The 22,571-nt window shown below is 41.2% G+C and carries 16 protein-coding genes; 7 read left to right on the forward strand and 9 right to left on the reverse strand.

What is annotated here, in order from left to right; genetic code table 11:
• The first annotated feature begins 126 nt into the window (after positions 1-126).
• The 6 genes from BLR84_RS29650 (at position 127) to BLR84_RS08185 (ending at position 10,552) form a co-directional block, all read left to right on the forward strand.
• A complete protein-coding gene (locus BLR84_RS29650) occupies positions 127-504 on the forward strand; it encodes a hypothetical protein (RefSeq protein WP_143013864.1) in 378 nt (125 codons plus the stop codon).
• A gap of 235 nt (positions 505-739) precedes the next feature.
• The gene (locus tag BLR84_RS08165) at positions 740-2,227 is read left to right on the forward strand and encodes a TolC family protein (RefSeq protein WP_090466748.1); all 1,488 of its coding nucleotides are present in this window, start codon (positions 740-742) and stop codon (positions 2,225-2,227) included.
• A gap of 17 nt (positions 2,228-2,244) precedes the next feature.
• Entirely contained in the window at positions 2,245-3,429 is a 1,185-nt protein-coding gene (locus tag BLR84_RS08170) for an efflux RND transporter periplasmic adaptor subunit (protein WP_090466750.1), read from the forward strand.
• A 48-nt stretch (positions 3,430-3,477) separates the two neighbouring features.
• Positions 3,478-6,729: an efflux RND transporter permease subunit gene (locus BLR84_RS08175; RefSeq protein WP_090466752.1), complete on the forward strand. Its 3,252-nt coding sequence runs from the start codon at positions 3,478-3,480 to the stop codon at positions 6,727-6,729.
• A gap of 5 nt (positions 6,730-6,734) precedes the next feature.
• Positions 6,735-10,019: an efflux RND transporter permease subunit gene (locus BLR84_RS08180; protein ID WP_090466754.1), complete on the forward strand. Its 3,285-nt coding sequence runs from the start codon at positions 6,735-6,737 to the stop codon at positions 10,017-10,019.
• 101 nt (positions 10,020-10,120) lie between these two features.
• Complete coding sequence (locus BLR84_RS08185; RefSeq protein ID WP_176851995.1) at positions 10,121-10,552, forward strand: MarR family winged helix-turn-helix transcriptional regulator; 432 nt, start codon at positions 10,121-10,123, stop codon at positions 10,550-10,552.
• Positions 10,553-11,098: 546 nt separating this feature from the next.
• On the opposite strand, the gene BLR84_RS08190 is transcribed toward BLR84_RS08185, so the two are convergent.
• The 5 genes from BLR84_RS08190 to BLR84_RS08210 form a co-directional block, all read right to left on the reverse strand.
• A complete protein-coding gene (locus BLR84_RS08190; protein ID WP_090466759.1) occupies positions 11,099-11,854 on the reverse strand; it encodes a LytR/AlgR family response regulator transcription factor in 756 nt (251 codons plus the stop codon).
• A complete protein-coding gene (locus BLR84_RS08195) occupies positions 11,851-12,903 on the reverse strand; it encodes a sensor histidine kinase (protein WP_090466761.1) in 1,053 nt (350 codons plus the stop codon). The genes BLR84_RS08190 and BLR84_RS08195 overlap by 4 nt, the downstream gene beginning before the upstream one ends.
• A 166-nt stretch (positions 12,904-13,069) precedes the next feature.
• Positions 13,070-13,447, reverse strand: a complete 378-nt coding sequence (locus tag BLR84_RS08200) for a hypothetical protein (RefSeq protein ID WP_090466763.1) — start codon at positions 13,445-13,447, stop codon at positions 13,070-13,072.
• 309 nt (positions 13,448-13,756) lie between these two features.
• On the reverse strand, positions 13,757-14,230 hold the full coding sequence (locus tag BLR84_RS08205) for a YybH family protein (RefSeq protein ID WP_090466765.1): 474 nt from the start codon (positions 14,228-14,230) through the stop codon (positions 13,757-13,759).
• Positions 14,231-14,309: 79 nt separating this feature from the next.
• Positions 14,310-15,125 (reverse strand): helix-turn-helix transcriptional regulator, encoded by an 816-nt coding sequence (locus BLR84_RS08210; protein WP_090466767.1) that lies wholly within the window; start codon positions 15,123-15,125, stop codon positions 14,310-14,312.
• Positions 15,126-15,868: 743 nt separating this feature from the next.
• Between BLR84_RS08210 and BLR84_RS08215 the strand changes: the two genes are divergently transcribed.
• Entirely contained in the window at positions 15,869-16,924 is a 1,056-nt protein-coding gene (locus BLR84_RS08215; RefSeq protein WP_090466769.1) for a HAMP domain-containing protein, read from the forward strand.
• 102 nt (positions 16,925-17,026) lie between these two features.
• Here the strand turns inward: BLR84_RS08215 and BLR84_RS29655 are convergent, their stop codons facing one another.
• The 4 genes from BLR84_RS29655 to BLR84_RS08230 all read right to left on the reverse strand — a co-directional run bounded on the left by BLR84_RS29655 (position 17,027) and on the right by BLR84_RS08230 (position 22,554).
• The gene (locus BLR84_RS29655) at positions 17,027-17,215 is read right to left on the reverse strand and encodes a potassium-transporting ATPase subunit KdpA (RefSeq protein ID WP_255366911.1); all 189 of its coding nucleotides are present in this window, start codon (positions 17,213-17,215) and stop codon (positions 17,027-17,029) included.
• 107 nt (positions 17,216-17,322) lie between these two features.
• Positions 17,323-19,731 carry a bifunctional YncE family protein/alkaline phosphatase family protein gene (locus BLR84_RS08220; RefSeq protein WP_218128265.1) on the reverse strand — a complete coding sequence of 803 codons (2,409 nt, stop codon included), beginning with the start codon at positions 19,729-19,731 and terminating at the stop codon, positions 17,323-17,325.
• 74 nt (positions 19,732-19,805) lie between these two features.
• Positions 19,806-20,729, reverse strand: coding sequence for a metallophosphoesterase family protein (locus BLR84_RS08225; RefSeq protein WP_255366883.1), 924 nt, complete (start codon positions 20,727-20,729; stop codon positions 19,806-19,808).
• A gap of 37 nt (positions 20,730-20,766) precedes the next feature.
• Positions 20,767-22,554: a RagB/SusD family nutrient uptake outer membrane protein gene (locus BLR84_RS08230; RefSeq protein WP_090466773.1), complete on the reverse strand. Its 1,788-nt coding sequence runs from the start codon at positions 22,552-22,554 to the stop codon at positions 20,767-20,769.
• Positions 22,555-22,571: the final 17 nt, after the last annotated feature.

Consider the following 22,571-nt stretch of genomic DNA (forward strand, 5'->3'; position numbering starts at 1 on the left):
TCATAATAAAACACCTCATTTTATAAACGATAACTAATCATATTTTAGTTATTATTTTTTGTATCTAAATAATTACAAAACAGTTGATAGTTAAAACTGTATTTTTACATTGTAAATAAATGCATCGTGAAAACGCGAAAAGAAATTCTTAAGAAATATATTGTTTTATCACTATTAGTGGTATTTCAGGCTGTTTCTTTACTTCATATCGTGTTTCAGCCCAGATTTTATACTTCAAATTATCAACGCTTGTCATCTTCAAGTATTGATCTTCTTCATAAAAATCATAGTGCCGGTAATGCAAGGATATTATTTCAACGAGGTATAGAAAATAACCGCAAAGCTTTAATAACTCCTCCTAATAAGACATTTGCACTTATTTTATCTTTCTTTTTAGGCAGCCTTATCTCACTGACTTTAGTTAAAAAGCGCAACACTTATTTAAGTCAGCCAGGCATTCGATCAACGAACTCTTATCTGAGCTTGTGTACGCTTAGAATCTGACCCTCTCCTGCTATTTCCTGCTATAATTGATTGAAACTACTAAGCTATAGAAATTTCAATTCCTGATACGTCCGTGTTTCCGTTTTTCTGGGAAATAACGCGCCATATCTCAACTCGTTCATCTGGTTTTTAAAATTTGTTATTCAAAAAACAAGTAGAAAAAATTATCGATCGGAACATCTTCTGATAAAACTAAATACGGATGTGTTGAAAAACACAAACAACATGTTTTGAAATGAATAAAATACAGTTTAATATAAACCGCAACCCTTTCGTTGTACTCGCGGGTATGTTATTTTTATCGTTGAGCGTTCATGCGCAAAACGGTAAACCTAAACCCAAATCGTACCCCGTTCCGGATAATATCCCGGACACCAATAAAGTTGGCTTTCCTGTTATACCGAATGCCACAAATCCAGGCAACAGCACTGATCAGTATCTGACGCTAAAACAATGTATTGACTATGCCATGATCCATCAATCAGCGCTCAATAAATCGCTGATTAATGTGGATATAGCCAAAACAACCAACTCCATTAATCTGTCGGCATGGTTGCCCCAGGCCAATGCCAATGGTAACCTGATCCATTATATACAGCAATCTAACGCCAATATATCAACCGGTGTAGGTACCGGCGGCACCAGCACAGGCAGTACAGGTACGGGCACCGGCTCAACCACTAATGTCCGGTCGAGCTATTCCAATACATTTATTCCTGAGTTAGCTGTTACACAAGCCATAGTAAGTCCTAATTTATTATATGCGGCTAAAACAGCCCCACTACTGGTTAAACAAGCCCAGGAAGTAACCGATAGCACCAAAATATTCCTGGTATCGGCAGTGAGTAAGTCGTTTTATAATGTATTGCTTACACTGCAGCAAATCAATGTTTTAAAAGAGGACACCACCCGTCTGGGTAAAAATCTTCGCGATACTTATCATCAATACAAGGGTGGTATTGTAGACGAAACAGATTATCTGCAGGCTACCATTACCCTTAATAATTCCAGGGCTCAGTTGAAGCAGGCCAATGAAAACATTGTCCCTCAATACGCAGCCTTGAAACAGTTGATGGGTTATGAGCCGGATAAGGATTTCAATGTAAGTATTGATACAGCACAAATGATGAGCGACATCCAGATTGATACCACCAGGCAATTACAATATGAAAAACGGATAGAGTATCAACAGATCAAAACACGGAAAGACCTGCAACTTCAGTTAAGCAGCTATTACAGGTACCAGTTTTTGCCTACTGTATCCGGATTTTTTAACTACAGTGCGCAGTTCGCGAACAATAATTTTCCGAATCTCTTATCCAAAGCCTACCCAAGTTCACTGGTAGGCTTGTCGGTGAGCATACCCATATTTACCGGTTTTGCCCGTCTGCATAATTTGCACAAATCGCATTTGCAGGAACAATTGATCGGTTGGGACGAAGCAGATCTTAAACTGCAATTACATAAAGAGTATGCAACCGGATTGGCCAATTACCGGAGTAACCTTTACAACTTTAATGTTCAGCAGAAAAATGTGGCCATGGCCAAACGGGTATACTTTGTGGTCGATCTTCAATATAAACAAGGTATTGTGGCTTATCTGAATGTGATAACCGCCGAATCGAATTTAATTACCGCCGAAATAAATTACACCAATTCGCTATTCCAACTACTGTCGAGCAAAATTGACCTGGAAAAAGCAATGGGAGATATTACTTATTAATATAAAAAACAAACTCAATGAAAAGAGTATTTTTAAATGCCATTTTTATAAGCCTTATTATTCTGGCAGCGTGCAATAAAAAGCAACCACCCGTTAATTCTGAAGTTCCTGTTAACTTATTTAAGGTTAAGGAGAAGCATGTATTGTATTATGATCAATATCCTTCAACCACTGCCGCGCTTAGCCAGGTTACGCTGCTTCCGCAAGTACAGGGTGCTGTAACAGGCATATTTTTTACAGAAGGCACTCATGTAAAAAAAGGTCAGAAGCTGTACGAAATCGACAGACGTATATACCAGGACAGCTATGATGCCGCGGTAGCAAACCGTAAGGTAACCGAAGGTACTTTGGTACAGTCACAACAGGATGCCGACCGGTATGATTACCTGAATAAGTATAATGCTGTTGCCAAACAACTTTATGACCACGCGGTAATTACCCTGCAAAACGCGCAGAGCCAGGTTAAATCGGCAGATCAGGCGGTAAAGACGGCCAAAACAAATTTAAACTATGCAACCGTATACGCCCCTTTTGATGGCACCATAGGTTTTAGCCAGGTAAAATTGGGCAATGTGGTTACAAGTGGATCTACGGTGTTGAATACGATATCTACAGATGACCCTATGGCTGTTGATTTTGTGATCAATGAAAAACAGCTGCCCCGTTTTGAACTGCTACAGCAAAACAAACATCAAACTACTGATTCGCTTTTCACCATTTTACTGGCCGATAACTCACTTTATCCGGTAAACGGAAAAATTTCGGTGATAGACCGTGCGGTTAACTCACAAACTGGCTCTATTACCATCAGGTTGGTGTTCCCCAATCCTAAAGGCATGCTCAGGGTTGGTATGAGCTGCGTAGTACGGGTACATAACCAGGAGAAAGGTCCGCAGTTATTAGTTCCCGGCAAAGCGGTGGTTGAGCAAATGGGCGAGTACTTTGTATATACCGCAAAGGACAGCCTGATGAATAACCCTAAAGCCGGTGCCGACTCCGCTATAAAAAAGGTAAAGAAACTGATAGCCGTACAAAAAAAGGTTCAGGTTGGTCAAACTATAGGACCTAACATGATCATTAAAAGTGGCATTAACAGCGGTGAAAGGATTATTGTTGATGGTGTGCAGCTATTACATGATGGCTCGCGGATCACCACTGCTAATAAGATTGCACCATCAGCAGGTGGTAAAGGCGGACGTTAACAGCGTGGCCAAAAAACACAATCTGAAATTTTTTAGACAAAGTATTGTATGATTGCTAATACCTTCATTAAAAGACCTGTAACTGCTATAGTTATATCCATTGTACTGATTATTACCGGTACAGTAAGTATACTGCTTTTACCGATAGATCAATATCCGGATATTACGCCGCCTATTGTACAGGTGAACGGTCAGTTTACCGGTGCCGATGCGCAAACCGTTGAACAAACCGTGGCCACCCCTATTGAAGAACAGGTAAACGGAACTCCAGGCATGGAATATATGCAAAGTAATAACACCAATAACGGGCAAATGAGCATGAATGTTACCTTTAAAATGGGAACAGACATTGACGTTGCCGCACTTGATGTTCAAAACAGGGTAAGTATTGCTACTCCCCTGTTACCAGCCGTTGTAAGTCGTCTTGGCCTTACCGTGCGGGCGGTTAATCCCAGCATGCTGATGATGGTGGCTATTTATGCTCCGAAAGGAACGCATAATATTACCTTTCTGGATAACTACACCAATATTTTTATACAGGATGCTTTATTGCGCGTACCCGGTGTAGGCAGTATCAACCGGTTTACCGATGACTTCAGTATGCGGATCTGGATGAACCCGGATAAAATGGCGGCTTATAGTTTAACCCCGCAGGATGTGATCAACGCGCTTAATGCCCAAAACGTGCAGGTAGCAGCCGGTACGGCAGGTGTGCCACCGCAGGCATCAAGCCAAACCTATGAGTTGGGTATCCTGGTTAATGGCCGCTTAAGTAAAGTATCGGAGTTCGAAAAAGTTATTGTAAAAACAGTACCCGCAACAGGTCAATTGGTATATCTGAAAGACGTTGCCCGGGTTGAACTGGGTAAATTCACTTTCTCGAGTAACTCCTTTGTCGATGGGCATAAGGCATCTTATCTACAGATTTACCAGGCACCGGGCAGCAATGCCTTGGAAACCGCCAATGGTGTATATGCGGCCCTGGCCAAATTGAAAACCAATTTTCCGTCTGATGTAGAATACCGGGTACCCTTTGAATCAGTTACCGTAGTTAAAGTTTCTATGGAAGATGTGGTGGCTACTCTATTAAAAACCCTGGCACTGGTAGCCGTTGTGGTATTCCTTTTCCTGCAAAACTGGCGATCGACACTGATCCCTGTACTAGCCATCCCGGTATCTATTTTTGGTACATTCTGCTTTTTCATCCCCTTAGGATTCACGATCAATACCTTAACTATGTTTGGGTTTGTACTGGCCATAGGTATTGTGGTGGATGATGCCATTATTGTGGTGGAAGCCGTGCAGCATTATATTGATCATGACGGCATGTCGGCCAAAGAAGCTACCTACCAGGCCATGAAAGATATTTCGGCGCCGGTAATAGCCATTGCGTTAATATTGGCAGCGGTGTTTGTTCCGGTAGGCTTTATCCCAGGTATTGTGGGGCGTTTATATCAGCAGTTCGCCATTACCATCGCCATATCGGTGATCATATCGGCATTTATCGCGCTTTCTTTAACGCCGGCACTGTGTACCCTATTACTGAAACCATCACATATTGATAAAGAAGCAAAAGGTATCAATAAATGGTTCTTTAAGTTTAACAGTTGGTTTGATCGGGTAACGGCCAGTTATACCGAAGGTGTGCGAAAGAGTATCAAAGCATCGCGTTTTGTGGTGATCATTTTGGTGTGTATTTGTGTTGGGACTTATTTTATGTTTCAGCATAAACCATCGGGCTTTATTCCTTCTGAAGACGATGGAAACCTGTACGTGACCTTTCAACTACCACCGGCATCTTCTACCGCAGCATCTGTTGATGTGATGTCGAAATTGATGAAAGTTATCGGATCGACGCCGGGTGTAGCCCACTATGCGGCCCTGTCAGGCCTCAACGTGGTGACCAACGCCAGTAACTCCAACAACGGTACCATTTATTGCCAGCTTGCCCCCTGGGACGAGCGCAGTAAATCCAGCGAACAGGTGCCAGGAATTATCGGCGAGTTACAAAAACGTATTAACGACGCCGGTATAAGAGATGCCAACGTAGAGGTTATACAACCATCCCCGCTTCCGGGTATTGGCACAACCGTAGGCTTTAGTTTGCAGATAGAACAGCGTAACACCTCGGATAACCTGCAGGATTTTGAAAAAGTAGTGAAAAACTTTGTTGCCGAAGCCAATAAAAACCCGGTCATCAGCAAAGCATTCAGCTTTTACACTGCTCATACGCCTAATTATAGTTTAACGGTAGACAGGGAGAAATGCGAAAAATTAGGTGTAAATGTTGCTGACGTATTTACCACTATTCAGGCTTATATGGGTAGCCTTTATATCAATGACTTTACTACCTACAACCGCACATTTCACGTGGTGGTACAGGCCGATACGGCCTTTAGAAAGGTGGTGGGCAATATGGATAAATACTATGTACGTAACCAGGCTGGTGACATGGTTCCGCTGGGTACGCTCATCAGTTACAAACCTGTTGACGCGCCGCCACTGATATCGCATTTCAACATCTTCCGCACCGCGGAGGTTGATGGGTCTTCGGCTCCCGGGCATAGTAGCGGCGAAGCCATTGCAGCTATGCAGGAGCTGGCCAAAAGAGTTTTGCCACAGGGCTATGAATACGAATTTTCGGGTTTGAGTTATGAGGAAATAAAGGCGGGTTCAACTACTATTTACATATTCCTTTTTTCTATCACCTTCGTATTCCTGTTCCTGGCAGCCTTGTATGAAAGCTGGTCGGTTCCATTTTCCGTACTGTTGGCGGTACCGGTAGGTGCTATGGGTGCAATTCTTGCGCTGATCCTGGTGCCGAGTTTAACCAATAACGTATACGCCCAAATTGGTCTCATCACGTTGATCGGTCTCGCGGCCAAAAACGCGATCCTGATTGTGGAGTTTGCCAAAGTGAGGGTGGATATGGGCGAAGAGCTGATCAAATCAACATTGGAAGCCGTAAGTCTTCGTTTACGTCCCATCATCATGACCTCGCTTGCCTTTGTTTTGGGTGTATTGCCTTTGGTATTGGCTACAGGTGCAGGCGCGGTAGCGCGAAGAACCATTGGTTTTACCGTTTTAGGCGGTATGATCGCGGCCTCAACGCTGGCTATATTTATCGTCCCGGTGCTTTTTGTATTGATAACCCGTTTTTCATACGGTAAAGAAAAGCTCGAATACCTGCAAACGCATAAAGAAAACCTGCGGGAAAAAGCAAGAAAAGTTGAAGCCCAAAATATTGATCCGGAACTGGAATATGAGATTGAAAAATCCCGTGAATTACATAAAAGCTAATAAGGATGGTTTCAAATACATTTATAAAAAGGCCGGTAACCGCAATTGTTATTTCATTAGTATTAATGATTGCTGGATTAATCTGCCTGTTCAACCTTGCGGTTGATCAATATCCCAATATATCGCCGCCAAGCGTGTCGGTAAACGGGTCGTATACCGGTGCCGATGCTCAAACAGTTGAGCAAAATTTAGCTACTCCCATTGAAGAACAGGTAAATGGTACGCCGGGTATGGAATACATGACCAGCACCAATACCAACAGTGGCAGCATGGGTATAAGGGTTACCTTTAAAATAGGCACCAACGTACATATCGCGGCCCTTAACGTTCAAAACAGGGTTGGTATAGCCGCTCCCCTATTACCTTCGGTGGTAAGTAAATTAGGACTAACCGTACGTGCCAGTAATCCCGACCAATTGATGTTGGTCGCAATTTACTCGCCTAAAAAAACTCACAATATTACCTTCCTGGATAACTATACCAATACGTTTATTCAGGATGCAATACTCCGTGTTCCTGGTGTAGGCGATGTTAGTGCACGTACTGATAATTTCAGTATGCGGATCTGGATGAACCCGGATAAAATGGCATCTTACAGTTTAACTCCGGCAGATGTTACAGCTGCGCTAAATGCGCAAAATGTTTATGTTGCCGCGGGTTCAGTCGGCGCTCCGCCACAACAATCGTCACAAACTTTTGAAACAGGTATCCTGGTGAACGGGATGCTGAATAAAGTTTCGGACTATGAAAAAATCGTGGTGAAGAGCATCCCAGGAACCGGTCAGCTGGTTTACCTGAAAGATGTGGCCAGGGTTGAACTGGGCAAGTTCACGTTCTCCAGCAACGCCTTTGTGGATGGAAACCGGGCATCGACTATACAGGTATATCAATCGCCGGGAAGTAATGCCTTGCAAACCGCCGAAAATGTTTATGCGGCACTTGCCAAATTAAAAAAATCCTTTCCAAAAGATGTGGATTATGTGGTTCCCTTTGAATCGATAACCATCATTAAGGTATCGATGCAGGAAGTGATAGGCACTTTGGTTAAAGCATTGGCTTTGGTGGCCATTGTGGTATTCCTGTTCCTTCAAAACTGGCGTTCAACGCTGATCCCTATACTGGCTATCCCGGTGTCCATTCTGGCGACCTTTATATTTTTCATACCGCTTGGGTTCACCATCAACACGTTAACCATGTTTGGCTTTGTACTGGCCATTGGTATTGTGGTTGATGATGCCATTATTGTGGTGGAGGCGGTACAGCATTATATAGATGAAAAGGGCTTGTCGCCCAAAGAAGCTACCTACCAGGCCATGAAAGAGATCGCGGCGCCTGTGATCGCGATAGCATTGATCCTGGCATCGGTGTTTGTACCGGTAGGTTTTATTCCGGGTATTGTGGGTCGTTTGTATCAGCAATTTGCTATCACCATCGCCATATCGGTTATGCTTTCGGCTTTTGTTGCATTATCATTAACACCGGCACTTTGTACTTTGCTGTTAAGACCTACTCCCCCCGTAACAGCAAAGTCAAACTGGCTCACCAAGTTCTTTGATCGCTTTAACCATGTGTTTGAAAAAGCAACCCTCAAGTATACCAATGGTGTTCACCGCAGTATTAAAGGGGCCCGGTATATTGTGATCATACTGGTGTGTATTTGCGCAGGTACTTATATCATGTTCAGGCTTAAACCATCAGGGTTTGTACCCGCAGAGGATGGCGGACGTTTATATGTAACCTACCAATTACCCGAGGCATCATCAACTATTCAATCAGTTAATGTGATGGAGAAACTGATGAAAATAGTAGCCTCAACGCCTGGCATATTGCATTATACGGCTATATCTGGTTTTAACATATTGAATGGCGGTGCCAACTCCAATAATGGATCCATGTTTTGTATGCTCACCCCCTGGGATGATCGTACCACCCCGAATACCAGGGTGCCCGGACTCATGAATGTGATCAAACAAAAAATTGCCAAAGCGGGTATCAAGAACGCCAATGTGGTTGTGGCTCAACCCCCGCCTATCAGGGGTATTGGTCAGGCAGCCGGCTTTAGTATGCAGATCGAACAAGGCAACACCACCGACGATATTTATGCTTTTGAAAAAGTGGTTAAAAAGTTTGTGGCAGCGGCAAAGGCCAATCCCGCCACTGCAGGCGCTTATAGCTATTTTTCGGCACATACGCCCAGCTACGAGCTTAATGTCGACCGTGAAAAGTGTGAAAAGTTGGGCATTAATATCTCGGATGTTTTTTCAACCATGCAAGCCTATATGGGTAGTTTGTTTGTCAATAACTTCACCTTATATAACCGTACCTACCACGTGGTTGTACAAGCCGATACCGCTTACCGTGCCCTTATATCCAATATGAACAAGTACTATGTGCACAATTCTGCCGGACAAATGTTGCCTTTAAGTACGGTGATCAGTTATAAACCCATCGTAGCGGCACCACTTATAACGCACTTTAACATCTTCCGCTCGGCCGAAGTTGATGGCTCTATACCTACCGGTTATAGCAGCGGTCAGGCTATCGAAGCGTTAAAAGAATTGGCTGCAAAAACATTACCACGTGGCTATACTTATGAATTCTCGGGTTTAAGTTATGAGGAGATCAAAGCGGGCTCAACCACGGTGTATATCTTCCTTTTTTCCATCGTTTTTGTGTTCTTGTTTTTGGCTGCGTTGTACGAAAGCTGGTCGGTGCCTTTTTCAGTCATGCTCGCGGTTCCCATCAGTGCTTTTGGCGCTATCCTGGCGCTTACCATAGTGCCTACGATCACCAATAACGTATATGCACAGATTGGATTGATCACCTTGATCGGGCTTTCGGCAAAAAACGCGATCCTGATTGTTGAATTTGCCAAAATAAGGGTCGACCGGGGAGAGGAATTGATCAAATCGACTCTTGAAGCTGTACGCTTACGCCTGCGTCCCATCATCATGACCTCTTTAGCCTTCATTTTAGGGGTATTACCACTCGTTTTGGCAACAGGAGCCGGTGCTGAATCAAGGAATACTATCGGAATTACTGTTTTGGGCGGTATGATAGCATCGTCAACCATTTCCATATTCATTGTGCCGGTGCTCTTTGTTTTATTTACCCGTTTCTCTTACGGCAAAAAACAACTGGCTTATTTGCAGGAACATCATGAAGAATTAATGGAAAAGGCCCGAAAAGTAGAGGCACAGAATATTGACCCCGAATTGGAATATGATATTGCCGAAGCGAATGAAAAACACAACTATGACAAGCAAACAGCAAAGGATAATAACAAATAGTGTAGCGATCTATGAAACCATCATGAGCTAAAGTTCACAAACCGGAATGAGTAAACCGGCTCATGATAGCTTCATCACCATTAAAAAAACAATTTACTCTGATGAAACACACACAGCTGATATCAGAAAATTTAAGACTGATCAATTATTTATACAATAAGAACCTCGCCAAGGAATTATCATCTATCAAGGTAAATCATCATTTTGAGGTGTTGTTAATTTTGGCCAAACAAAAAGGGCCGATCACACAGAATAAATTAGCCGAATTATTGCATGTTGATAAATCGAGAGTGGTGAGTATTGTTTTTTCACTGGAGCAAAGAAAGATGCTGATAGTGAAAACCAACCCGGCCGACAGGCGTCAGCACTATATCTCTTTATCTCCTCATGCCTTAGTGTCCATTCCGTTTATCGAAACAAAAATAAAACAGGTAAATGAATTGGCCAATACCGGCATTAGCGAAGAAAAACTGGATACTTTTTTCGAGGTAGCAGAAGCGATAATGCAAAACCTGACAAAAAAGGAACATTGAATCTTGCAATGGCTTTTATAAAAGTATAATATTTCCCCGTTTACAGTCAAGGTAATCTGCTGTTAAATGTGTCATGGTGCTAAATATCTACCATGAAATATTTAACAGCAGATTTTGGATGTCAACACTTTGGATAATACCTATGTGGTTAAATGATATGGAGGGCTCCCCAGAGACTCTCATGGAAGTAATAGTCCATCATTAGCCATTTGCCTGAAAGGCTGTCATGCTGAGCTCCGTCGAAGCATGGTGCGCGGGCCTCTACGCTCTACCCTTCGACGAAGCTCAGGGTGACACCCTCTTTTTTGTACACCATTTATTCTCCATGTCTAATCATGGGCTATTACTCTGGCAATGCCCCCAAAGATGGTTTACATATAAACCCATGATATGATAGAAAAATACATTTAATTAGTTTATTATCAATTAATTAAATCAATATTAACCAGTAATTGTGTAAACCATGTAAACCCAATTTTCCACAAGATAGCCTAGGTGTTACCTCTAAGCGTGTCAGAAGCCAGCCACTTCAGCATACATATCTGCTCAAATCCATTTACGCTGAAATTTTAAAAATATTTCTTTGTATTGTTCAGAAACATAAATGGTTGTTTCACGGATCTGTACAGCGTTTTTGGTTACCGCTTTAATTTGATTAAGAGACACAATAAAAGAGCGGTGTAACCGCAGAAATCTATCGGCGGGAAGCTTTTCTTCCAATGTTTTCAAACTGCTAAGCGAAAGGATGGGCTTTGGTTCATCGGCAAGATATACTTTAACATAGTCCTTCAGCCCTTCAATATATAAAATATCATTCAGGTTAATCTTAACCACCTGGTATTCCACTTTTAAATAGATATAGTCTTTTTGAGGCAGATCGACTTTATTAACCGGCATAACCACATTACCGCCGCCATGCTCCAGACCATCAAAATAGTCCAAAGCTTTTGCTGCAGCCCTTGAAAAATCGACAAAGCTAAACGGCTTTAAAAGATAATCCAACGCGTCTACTTGATAGCTTTCCAGCGCATACTGATCATAAGCGGTGGTAAAAATAACCCTCAGGGTTTTTCTTCTCATAGATGCTTCGAGTATTTTGGCAAGCTCCATGCCGCTTAAATCAGCCATTCTGATATCCAGAAAAATCAACTGAATATCAGGTTCCGTATGTATTACCTTTAAGGCCTCTACCGCACTCAAACATTTGGCAGCCAGCTTTAAAAAAGGAGTTTGTGCAATGTAAGACGCGATCAGGTTTAAAGCTATCGGCTCATCATCTACAGCTATGCAGTTAATTATCATTGGAGATCGAGTTTTAACCGAACAATAAATTGGTTGGGAGTTTTATCATTTCCTGCTTTTAATTCATATTTACCGGGGTAAAGCAGATCCAGCCGTCGCCGGGTATTAGTCAGGCCGATACCATTACTTTCTTCCATGTGATCAGCTTTTTCTAAAAAAATTGAGTTGCGGACTTCTAAATTTAAAACAGATCCCACTTCAGAGATATCGATATCAATATTACTGGGATATACGCTGCTGATACCATGTTTAAATGCATTTTCTACAAATGGTAAAAATAGCATAGGAGCTATCTGGGTACTTCTGGAAATGCTGTTTTTTTTAATGGTAACCTGCGTCTTTTCTGTTAATCTCAACTGCATCAGCCTGGCGTAGTCTTCAATAAAAGCGACCTCTTTATCGAGCGTTGTGGTACCGTTTTTTGTATCATATAATACATAACGCATCATGTGGGAAAGGGTATAAATAGATTCCTGGGCCTTTACAGTATCTGTCTCCGTTAATGCATAAATAGTATGCAACACATTAAAAAAGAAGTGAGGGTTAATTTGGGTTCTCAGAAAAGACAATTCAGCAGTAACCTTTTCTTTTTCTGCATTTTGAACTTGAAACTGGTCATTCCTGATTTTATTGCTTACACCCGCTATAGTACTTACACCTGCTACCATCAGGCTAATAATGATCAGGCCAAAATCTACTGCAGTCAAAACAGTTGAGCCGCCGTTTTTGTTGATAGCCTTTTCAATTGCCTGATGCAACCCAACGGCCCGATCGTATTGATTATCAATAATCAGAATGACAGAAATCGCAGCCAATAAAAAGACGAAAAAGCGGACATTATGCCCCTTGTACAAAACTTTAGGAACAAGTATTTTCAGGTTTAAATAGAACAAACCCAACCATAATACAAACTTATTTACCTGGTCTACCCAAAATACTAAGGGGAACGATACTGGAAAAGACAATGGTAACAGTATCACTGTCAGTAGTCCTATAACCGTTAAAAAATGTATGGAGAGTAAAAATTTTCTTACGCTGCTTTTGGGCATCTTTTTGATTTAGGTTTAAATATAACGATATGTAACCTGTAATTAAAAAATGCGCTCCGGTTCTCACCCCGGAACGCAAATCATTATTCAAATAATGACATCAACTAAAAATCTGCCCCGGGATGATCTCACACATACGGAGCAAGGATGTTTCCGGGATGCTGCTTTATTGCATCATCAGATATGTTTTTTTACCATCTTCAACGTAAACATGAATTTGCTTTTTAACAATTTCTAAACCGGTTAACGCGGTTATGGTATAATTTCCATCTTCAAGTGCTCCAATCCGAAATACTTTTCTGTTTCCTGCAACCGAAGTAATCTTGCCTTTATATAAGACATTATCGTCGCTGTCATTAATAAGAACCAGTGTTTTGGCAGCGGCGTTCTTGTTAAGTTTAACCTCGATACCGAAGTTGGTTTTGCCTTGAATGGTGACAGTATTGCTTGTAGTTTTTTCGTCGTTTTTTCCTTTAGCAGTGGCAGCGAACAAACCGGTGCTTAGTACTAAAAATAATGCTGTTAGTTGGATTAACTTTTTCATGATCTTAAATATTTAATTTTTTTTGTTATCTATTGATTTGATACTCAAAGTAACGGTCAATAAAGCAAGCTGTAAAACGCAATAGACCAGATGAAAAAACATATCGACAAACTGGATAAAACTATCGCTCAGTTGCCAAATCAACGCGGTTTATGGCTTTTTTGAACAATTCATCGGTTGAATAGCTCATTTGATAGATCAGGAGAGGCATTTGGGGGATACACAAAATAAAAAGAGGATAAAATCATAATGATTTTATCCTCTTTTATCTCTAACCGATCTGAAATTATTCAGGTCTTGATTTCATCGTTACTGCACCTTGTGATTGCTGTTAAACAGATCTCTGAATATTTTCCAGCCGGCCTTTGTTCGTCTCCACAGTTTCAAGTATTTACCATCGTCCAGAAGTTTTCCCTTCAGGTCAAAAACCTGCCAGGTACCTTCTTCAGTTACATATTCCTTACTGTCACCGTAAACATTACCAGTTTTAAACTTCACACCTTTAACTTTTCCCGCTGCAAACGTGTCTTCAAAATCTTTTTTCAGCGCTTTTCTGCCAGATATGGGAGGCGTGTTTGGAGCTAACAAACATGCGTCTTCGGTATAAAGATTGACAATAGACTTGTCGTTTTTTACGAACAGGTTAAAATAAAGCGTATTGATATTTTCAATCGCCTTTTTAACTGCAACTAAACCAGTAGTAGTACTTTGAGCCTGGCAATTATCATAAACGAAAAAGAGGGTTATACATACGATTGCCGTTATTAGGTTGTTTTGTTTCATGATCCTTTAATTAATTGAATAAATAATGAAAGCAAAATTACCCCCTGAAAAAGAGTATAAATTGTAAAAAACGGAACAATCAATTATAGAGGGTTACAAAAAGATCGGTTGAGCTTTCCGGAGAAAACTGGGAAGGTGTTGAGCCGGTAAAAAACTTAAAGTCTTTTATAAAATGCGACTGATCGAAATAGCCGCATTGATGTGCTATTGTAGTAAGTGATGAATTTTTGACTGCAACAAGCTGAATGCTTTTTTGAAACCGGGCTATCTTAGTAAACAAGTTTGGGCTGAGACCGGAATAATTTAAAAATATTTTCTGCAGGTAGCGGGATGAAACACCGTATCGGGACGCGACTGAGTTAATATTTTCAAAAAAATCATCTTTGCATAAATCATGCATAATACTGTTTACCAGCGCTAACCTGGTGTATTTATTCAGGAAAAGAGAAAGCCTTCGCAGTAAAAATTCTTCTATTAATTCAATTCTTTGATCGATAGATTTGGCTTCCCACAATTTGGAATGTAACAAAGCGATTTCTTTACCGCCTATATCTTTAAAATCAATTACCTGATCATTAAATTCTTCTATCCGTTCATTGAAAAAACAAGCCGCTGTATGTGTAAAGAACCGGATGCCCAACATGGAATGCTTTCCGAAAGAAGTAAAAGTGAAGGGCTGGATGGTTTGGCCCCATAACTGTACATCGGGCTGGGTTATCAGATCACCATTGATGAGTTGTTGTGGACCGTCCGCCCCCAAATTAAACATGACCTCGATAAAACCCGTCGCAAAAACTTTATCCTGGGTAAATACAGCAGTATCCGTTTCACATACAAAGTAACATTGTACATAATTTTTCAGAAAACTATTCGGGCAGAATTCTCTGTAGTGCATATATAACTAATAGCTATATCTAAGTTAATATAAAACAGAGGCATTTTAAATAAAGTTAAACATTTTGGAACTCGCCGCTACCGCAAGCGTCTCGCTTGTGGCCCTCATGCCAAGTAACTGAAGACCTTGCACATTTACCACAAGCGGGACGCTTGCGGTAGCGGGGCGTTCCAACCCTGTAAACAATAGGGCTCGAACCCACGCCCCTCAGAATTATGACTATTACGATTTATTGAATAAGACATTTATAAAGTTGAGTCAGAAGCAAGCTCAGGTGCCCCCAAACATGGTTTACAGTGTAAACCCAAAAAACGACACAAATAATTATTAATAACTTGATTATCAATTAAATACATAAATATAAACCATAAAAAGTGTAAACCATGTAAACCCAATTTTAAGCTTTAATAAGCACCTAGTTTATCAAACGCTACATCGCTAACACAAGCGTGCGGGCGACTATAACGGTGTAACTGCAATGCATGACAAATAGCCACTTTTTCCAATTGGGGCTGAAAGATATATCGGTATGCTGTTTTTCCAATAAGTAACATAAGCTTTGTTCAACTTTGGGTAGGAGGCCGCTCCGTATACATCACCTAGTTCCGATTGAGCAATTAATGCACCCACGAGGCTTTAAGTTCTTAAGGCAGAGCAAAGGGAGATATTTTTAATTATCTTTAACTATACAATCCTTCTCTAACTAAAGTATGAAACCGATTTAACCAACTCATTGTATAGTTATGAAAATCAAAAAAAAGCTCCTTTGGGGATTCGGCCTTTTATTTATCGTTGTGATGATTTTTGGTGCTATCTCTGTTTATTATATCAAAATAATATCCGAAACTTCAAATGTTACCTTAAAAAACAATTATAAAACATTAACATTTACCCGGGAGATGAGATCGGTTTTGGATGAAAATGATTTGCCATTAATGTCGCGCGCGTCAGGCGCATTTGATCTGGCCCTTCAGAAACAGGAAAATAATATTACAGAGCCTGGTGAAAAAAAAGCAACCGACAGCTTACGACATGCCTTCACTTTGCTCATTGATAGATTGTCAGATTTAAATCAAAAGCAACAAGCAGAACGAAGTGCACGCCTACAGCTGAAAAGGATCGAGGAACTAAATATGCATGCAATTGAGCTTAAAAATGAATACACCCATTCAACAGTAAGCAAGGCGACCTTATACCTGGGGAGTATGGCATTTATTACCTTTTTAATCCTTTTTATTTTAATTGTTAATTTCCCCGGGTTTATACTGAACCCGCTTCGTGAACTGACAGATGGACTTGATCAGGTTAGTAGAAAAAATTATGACACCCGGCTTAAATTTAATACGAGTGAGGAGTTTACCCAATTAGCCGGGGCATTTAATACAATGATTGTAAATCTTGGCGAGCAGGAAAACGCTGATCTTACTAAAATAATCGCGGCAGAATTACGGATAAAAATACTGATTGAGGAAATGCAGGACGTGGTGTTCGGAATCAATGAAAAACAGGAAATACTATTTATTAATCATCAAGCCAATAAAATTCTAAAGCTGGGCGAAAAATCGCTCGTTGGTCAATCTGTTTTGGAATTAAGCAAAAGCAGCCATTTGCTGAAAATGATTTTGGAGAATAATGATGTTGAGAATCCTTTAAAAATCGACCTGGATGGCAATGTATTATATTTTAAACAAAAGAGTATCGAAGTTGTGGTGCCAAATTTAAAAACAGACTTTGATACGCTGCAAGTTGCAAGCTATCCCGCCGGAATGATCCATATCTTAAAAGAAATAAACGGGTAAGCCATAATCATAAACCTGAGTGTACCATTCCATGTAAATTTGTTCCATACGCGGTTCATTGATGAAAGTTTCTATCCGGACAGGATTAGTTACCGGACGAGTTTATCCGCCTTTTTCGTTATCCCCCTGCAATAGTACAAAACAGCCTGACAGCATGGCAAACGATGTGGTGAGGTTCCTGAATCCAATATTATTACCGGGGCCACCAAAATTTGCCCCGTTTCCTGCAACTGACGATAATATAAACTCATACAGCATAGTAGTAAAGCCATGCTGTCCTTTATTACATATTACAGAGCCAGCCTAATGTATCGCTACCACCACTCTTGTTGTTATAAACAAAATAAGCTATTCCGGCAAATACCACCGGAACTAACAGCTACAGCACACTACCAAGCTCAATCATCGTCATCTTTAATTGAGGATAACTTTACAAAGGCGCTCCTTCGTGGTTCAGGCATTCGGCTTTGTGATCCTTTTATCGCTTTCCAGATAACTTCATTTAGCGGTCGGTCCGGAACCGCATCTGCTTTGGCAAAGTTAAATAATGCTGATTGTTTGGCTTCCTTATTCCATGCGGTGTTCCGTTGATTGATATCTACAATAGCATCCTGGGCTTTATAGACAGTATTATCAGGGGTAGCCTGGAAACAATTCCACATGGGAGTAGCAGCAGCATCATACTGACTCATAGGAGGCAGTCCAAGGATCAATTCGATAGTGCGAAGCATTCCCGAAGTAGAGTACATCGTATGGTTGACGCTATGGCGTTTAACAAAGGGGCTTATAACCCAGGCAACGGAACGATGGGCATCAACATGGTCCGGACCGTCCTGGGCATCATCTTCCAAAACAAAAATGACCGACTCTTTCCAAATGGAACTATGTGATATATGCTCCACCAATCTTCCAAGCGCCAGGTCGTTATCCGCAACCTGTGCTATTGGGCTATATGCCCCCTTTGACTGGCCACTGGTGTGATCATTTGGCAAATAGATGGTATTAAAATGTGGAACATTTTGTTTCGTCACCAATGAATCAAAGTCATGCTCAAAAATCTTTTCTCTGTGTATATCCTGTATAGCCAGGTTCCAGCCCGGATACTGCCTGCAATAATGTTCATTTTCCCGAAGCAGGCTGAGTGTTGGTTTACCTGTATCCATAAACTCCCCGTAGTTTCTAAAAGAAACGCCTGCGCGCTGGCAGTAATTCCATATAAATCCCTTCGTTGGGTTTGCAATCGGGCGACTTCCGTCAAAGTCATAATTACCACCCCTGCCTGCATAATTGTAAGGCCAGTTCTTTTCTACAAAGTCAGTAGCATAAGCAGCCATCGACCAGTTATGGCCATCGGCACTTACCTCGGCATCTACATAAAAATTATCAAGCAATACATAATCCTGCGCCAATTGATGGCCATTAGGCGTTATTTTCCTTCCAAAAAGGCAAAGGCTGCTATCTCCATTACCTTCCGGCATATCGCCCAAAACCTGGTCGTAGGTGCGGTTTTCTTTCAGCACATAGAATACATATTTAATTGGAGAAATACCACCAACTTTAAGAGGAACCGGATTCCCTGCTTCGCCTGAAGGAGCCAGCTCCCGTTCTTTAGAATAGGGTGTATTTTCATAAACCTGTTTGGTATACTTGCTTAGCATCTCCAGTTTCGGGGCTGGGATTATAGATAAAGTCCCTTTGAACATGCTCCCAATATATTTCATCGGGACGCTGCTATTGCTCTTTTTATATTTCGCATCGTTGGGTGATGGTTTTCTATCAACTGTATATGGATTAGACATGGAGGACATACCTTTTCCGTTGGTTACCAGGATTTGATTGCCCCAGGTACGCACACAGGTAGGATACCATCCTACAGGGATGAATCCCAGAGAATAACTGCTACCTGGATTAGCTACATCAAATTCGGCAAGATAGTTATTGTCTGCATTGGCAATATAAAGGGTTTTTCCATCGGCAGACAAGGCAACACTGTTTGTGGTAGAGCCTATTGGCGCATCGGGTGATAATGCTGCATGAAGCGTTTCAACTACTTCATGGGAAGTAAGATTAATAACAGATACGGAATTAGTGTTGGCATTAGCAACATAAAGCCACTTGCCTTTTGCGTCAACAGCCAGATCTGTAGGGTGATCTCCTGTATTTACAGAATCCTTTAATAGGTTATTTTGGGTATCATAGATCCATACCTTATGACCGCCCCATGCAGAAATATACAGCTCTCTTTTTCCCGGATTCAGGATACAGGTATAGGCCTCTGCAGATAGTGCAACCTTGTTTAACACTTTCATTGTTTTAGTATCGCATACATACAAGGAATTGTTCTCTTTGGTCACCACATAAAGCCGCTCGTGTCTTTCATCTATAGTAATACCGGCAGGGCTTATTTTATCCTTTGGCCATGGGCGGCCCAATACAAGGGTATCTTTATTGATGAGGCTTTTTCCTGTAAATTGATACCTGATAATAATATCATCATTACCGCCAGAGGCGTACAAATAATGTTTACTGAAGGCAAGGCCCAGCCAGGCATCTTTTACCTTTATAGTAGCCACTAGTTTTTGCTCCTTCAAATTGATCAGATCAATTGTTGGGCGCCCATTGCCGTTGTTGGTTACTGCTGCATGAACCCCATCCGGCGCAATGGCCATATTGAGTGGCAGATCACTGCTTAAGGGGATGGAGCTTCCCGCTGGTGAAAGAAACCAACCATTGGGAAGCTGAACCCTTTGCGCAACAAGCGTAGTGGTAGTAAATAACAGGCAACTACAGATAAACCAAATTTTCATAACCATGATATTAAAATTGCTGGCGCTAAAAGACAAATATAAATTGTAAAAATAAACAGGATATTGCCCCCTTGTTAATAAGAATGCGGGAAATATTCATTTTCAACGGTACCATCTTCATACAGTTTCAACATGGCATAACCCGGCGGCGTTTCCAGATAATAACCGGGCCCGGCCGATTCAGCATCACCTTTACCCCACCAGAAACCACTCATGGCCCCATTGCAGCAATACAAAACATCGTTGTAATGGGTTTGATCAGACAAATGGTTGTGCCCGCTTAAACAAACCCTTACTTTGTCGCGATGTTTATAAAACAGATCTTTTAACTTCTTACAATCGGAATGGCCACCACCAACCAGCACCTGCGTAGTACCAAGAATAGGATAATGCGACATGAGCAAAGTGGGTGCAGACGCGGGTATTTTTTCCAGCTCATCCTGCAGCCAGTTAAACTGCTCCTGATCTAAAGAAATATTGTTGTTATTGCCATCGAGTATAATAAAATGCCAGTTCTTTTTGGTGAAACTATAGTACCGGTGCGGAATTTTCAATCGTTTAACCACATATTCTTTTCCGTACATTTCATCCTCTTTAGAAGGGGCTTTCCACCATGGATCATGGTTACCGATACAGCTATGCACTTCATATTTATCAAGCAGTGCTATACATTCATCCCAAATACTCCATTGCTGGATAACCTGGTCATGTTTTACATTATCATAAGACGCGTCATTAATAGAATCGCCACCGTTTAAGAAAAAATCGGGCTTGTGTTTCGTAATGATCTGTTTTAAACAATTTTTAAATCTTTCCGGTGCGTTATCTCCTTCCCTGATGTGCACATCGGTAATATGTGCCACGGTAAGCGCTAGTTTTTTACCTTTCTTTTTTTCCTGATCATTTATGGAAGCAAAAGCAGGCAGTCCGCCGGTTACCACTATGCCTGTGGCTAATCCTGCTGCCTTTAATAAAGATCTTCTGTTTAGTTTCATCATTTTGTTTTATTTCATCAAATAAGATTAATATTCCCTGTTACCAGCCAAATATTTGTTTAAGGTTGGGGTTTAATATTACCTGCTGTTGTGGAATTGGACGATAATAATATTTAGGTTCCTGGAAATCACGTACCGCCGATTCGGTTACAATAAAACTGCCTGTATTAACATTTTTTAAATACACGGTAGCATCAGAACCTATGGTACCTGTGCGGTAATAATTTAATTTTACGCCTAATGAGTTCTTTTCCTTTTTTTCTTCGGCCGGTATGGTTAAAGATCTGTCTATCAAAATAATATCTTCTATACCATCTCCAGTTAAATCATATTTCCCCAAACCTGCAAAATACATTCCTTCCGGGCTTTTGGCTAATAACTTTCCGGCCTTCCATCGCATCAGGTCATCATACCTGGTATTTTCAAATGCAAATTCCACCCTGCGCTCTCTTCTGATCTCTATGATCACCCCGGCGTTTGATCCGATATTACTGAATTGCTGTTGTAACAATACATCGGGAGAGGAATTTGCCTGTGCTATATTCAAATCTGGCAAACCAGCTCTTCTCCTAATCAGGTTTACAGACGCATCCAATTGCTGCTGCGTTAAGGTACCTAATTCGGCAAGCGCTTCAGCATAGCTTAGCAGCACTTCTGCATAACGGTACACCGGAAAATCCACCCCATTTAAAGTAGCAGCATCGGTGCTGTTTACGTATCCTTTTAATTGGTGATAGCCAGTAAAATTTTTGTTTAAACTCTGGATGTATGGCTTTGTATCCGGAACCTTGATCCATCCCGGGTATGCCATGGTTTGGGCAAGCCGTGGATCCCGGTTTTCAAATTCTTTTACAAAGCTCATTTTATCATAGTTTGGCTGATCTGTAAAACGACTGCCATCCTTCATCAGGTAAGTTTGGATCAGATCTTTGGCAGGGGCCTGCTCATAATCGCCAAAGACCACTCCATTAACATTTTGGCTCCTACCCTTACTCTGGTCAAAAATATTAGCTAAAATAACTTCTTTATTCGTAGTCAGATCCTGGCTGTTGAACAAAGCAGCATAATCCTGATCGGGCTTTCCTGTGTTATAAATGTTAAAATTTCCTGATGCCATGACATCACCCGCTATTTTAGCGGCGGTTTCAAGAAAACCATTTGCACTACTTACTAAGTTTAGCTCTGCATGATATTTACGATAAGTGCCTTCATAAAGCGCTGTACGCGTATAAAATGCAGCTACCGACCATTTCCCGGGCGTACCTGTAGCAACATCTTCCCTAACATGCTTATACGCAAAGTCCAGATCAGCCATTACGCTATCCATAACTAAAGCTCTTGGGTCACGTGGATTGAGTAGTTCTTTATCCCCTGGATTTAAAGTATGTGAATACCACGGCACGTCAGAAAAACGTTTAACCTTATCAAGGTAAAACATTGCCCGGTAATATCTGGCCAAGCCTACATAATGACTTTTTATATCCGTGGTAACTTTGGCCTTATTATAGTTTTCTAAAAAGTAATTGATATCACGTAACCTGCCCCAGTCCCAGCCAGTGGTAATGTTTTGTGGGTTGGCACTGCCTGCCATTACGTTTTTCACTTCCACGTTAGCTGTTGTGGCAACGTTATCACTGCTTTGATCATTCAGGTAACTGTTTCTGTCTGGTAGCGAAAGCAGACCATTAACGTATAATGCAAGGTCATTTTCTGTATTAAAGAAAAGATTTGGCGAGATAGAAGTTTGCGGGAAACGGTCGAGGCTATCCTTTTTACATGCGGCGAATGCAAGTACAATAAATAGGATATATATAGTATATTTTTTCATGACAATTTTTTAATGAT

Source organism: Mucilaginibacter sp. OK268 (genome assembly GCF_900103125.1).
In the GTDB taxonomy this organism is placed as follows: domain Bacteria; phylum Bacteroidota; class Bacteroidia; order Sphingobacteriales; family Sphingobacteriaceae; genus Mucilaginibacter.

Excerpts from the sequence above, each read along its gene's own strand:
- BLR84_RS08180 (WP_090466754.1), top strand. The coding sequence starts at position 6,735 with ATGGTTTCAAATACATTTATAAAAAGGCCGGTAACCGCAATTGTTATT.
- BLR84_RS08220 (WP_218128265.1), bottom strand. The coding sequence starts at position 19,731 with ATGAAAATTTGGTTTATCTGTAGTTGCCTGTTATTTACTACCACTACG.
- BLR84_RS08190 (WP_090466759.1), bottom strand. The coding sequence starts at position 11,854 with ATGATAATTAACTGCATAGCTGTAGATGATGAGCCGATAGCTTTAAAC.
- BLR84_RS08215 (WP_090466769.1), top strand. The coding sequence starts at position 15,869 with ATGAAAATCAAAAAAAAGCTCCTTTGGGGATTCGGCCTTTTATTTATC.
- BLR84_RS08195 (WP_090466761.1), bottom strand. The coding sequence starts at position 12,903 with ATGCCCAAAAGCAGCGTAAGAAAATTTTTACTCTCCATACATTTTTTA.
- BLR84_RS08175 (WP_090466752.1), top strand. The coding sequence starts at position 3,478 with ATGATTGCTAATACCTTCATTAAAAGACCTGTAACTGCTATAGTTATA.
- BLR84_RS08185 (WP_176851995.1), top strand. The coding sequence starts at position 10,121 with ATGAAACACACACAGCTGATATCAGAAAATTTAAGACTGATCAATTAT.
- BLR84_RS08210 (WP_090466767.1), bottom strand. The coding sequence starts at position 15,125 with ATGCACTACAGAGAATTCTGCCCGAATAGTTTTCTGAAAAATTATGTA.
- BLR84_RS08165 (WP_090466748.1), top strand. The coding sequence starts at position 740 with ATGAATAAAATACAGTTTAATATAAACCGCAACCCTTTCGTTGTACTC.
- BLR84_RS08230 (WP_090466773.1), bottom strand. The coding sequence starts at position 22,554 with ATGAAAAAATATACTATATATATCCTATTTATTGTACTTGCATTCGCC.
- BLR84_RS08200 (WP_090466763.1), bottom strand. The coding sequence starts at position 13,447 with ATGAAAAAGTTAATCCAACTAACAGCATTATTTTTAGTACTAAGCACC.
- BLR84_RS08205 (WP_090466765.1), bottom strand. The coding sequence starts at position 14,230 with ATGAAACAAAACAACCTAATAACGGCAATCGTATGTATAACCCTCTTT.
- BLR84_RS08225 (WP_255366883.1), bottom strand. The coding sequence starts at position 20,729 with ATGATGAAACTAAACAGAAGATCTTTATTAAAGGCAGCAGGATTAGCC.
- BLR84_RS08170 (WP_090466750.1), top strand. The coding sequence starts at position 2,245 with ATGAAAAGAGTATTTTTAAATGCCATTTTTATAAGCCTTATTATTCTG.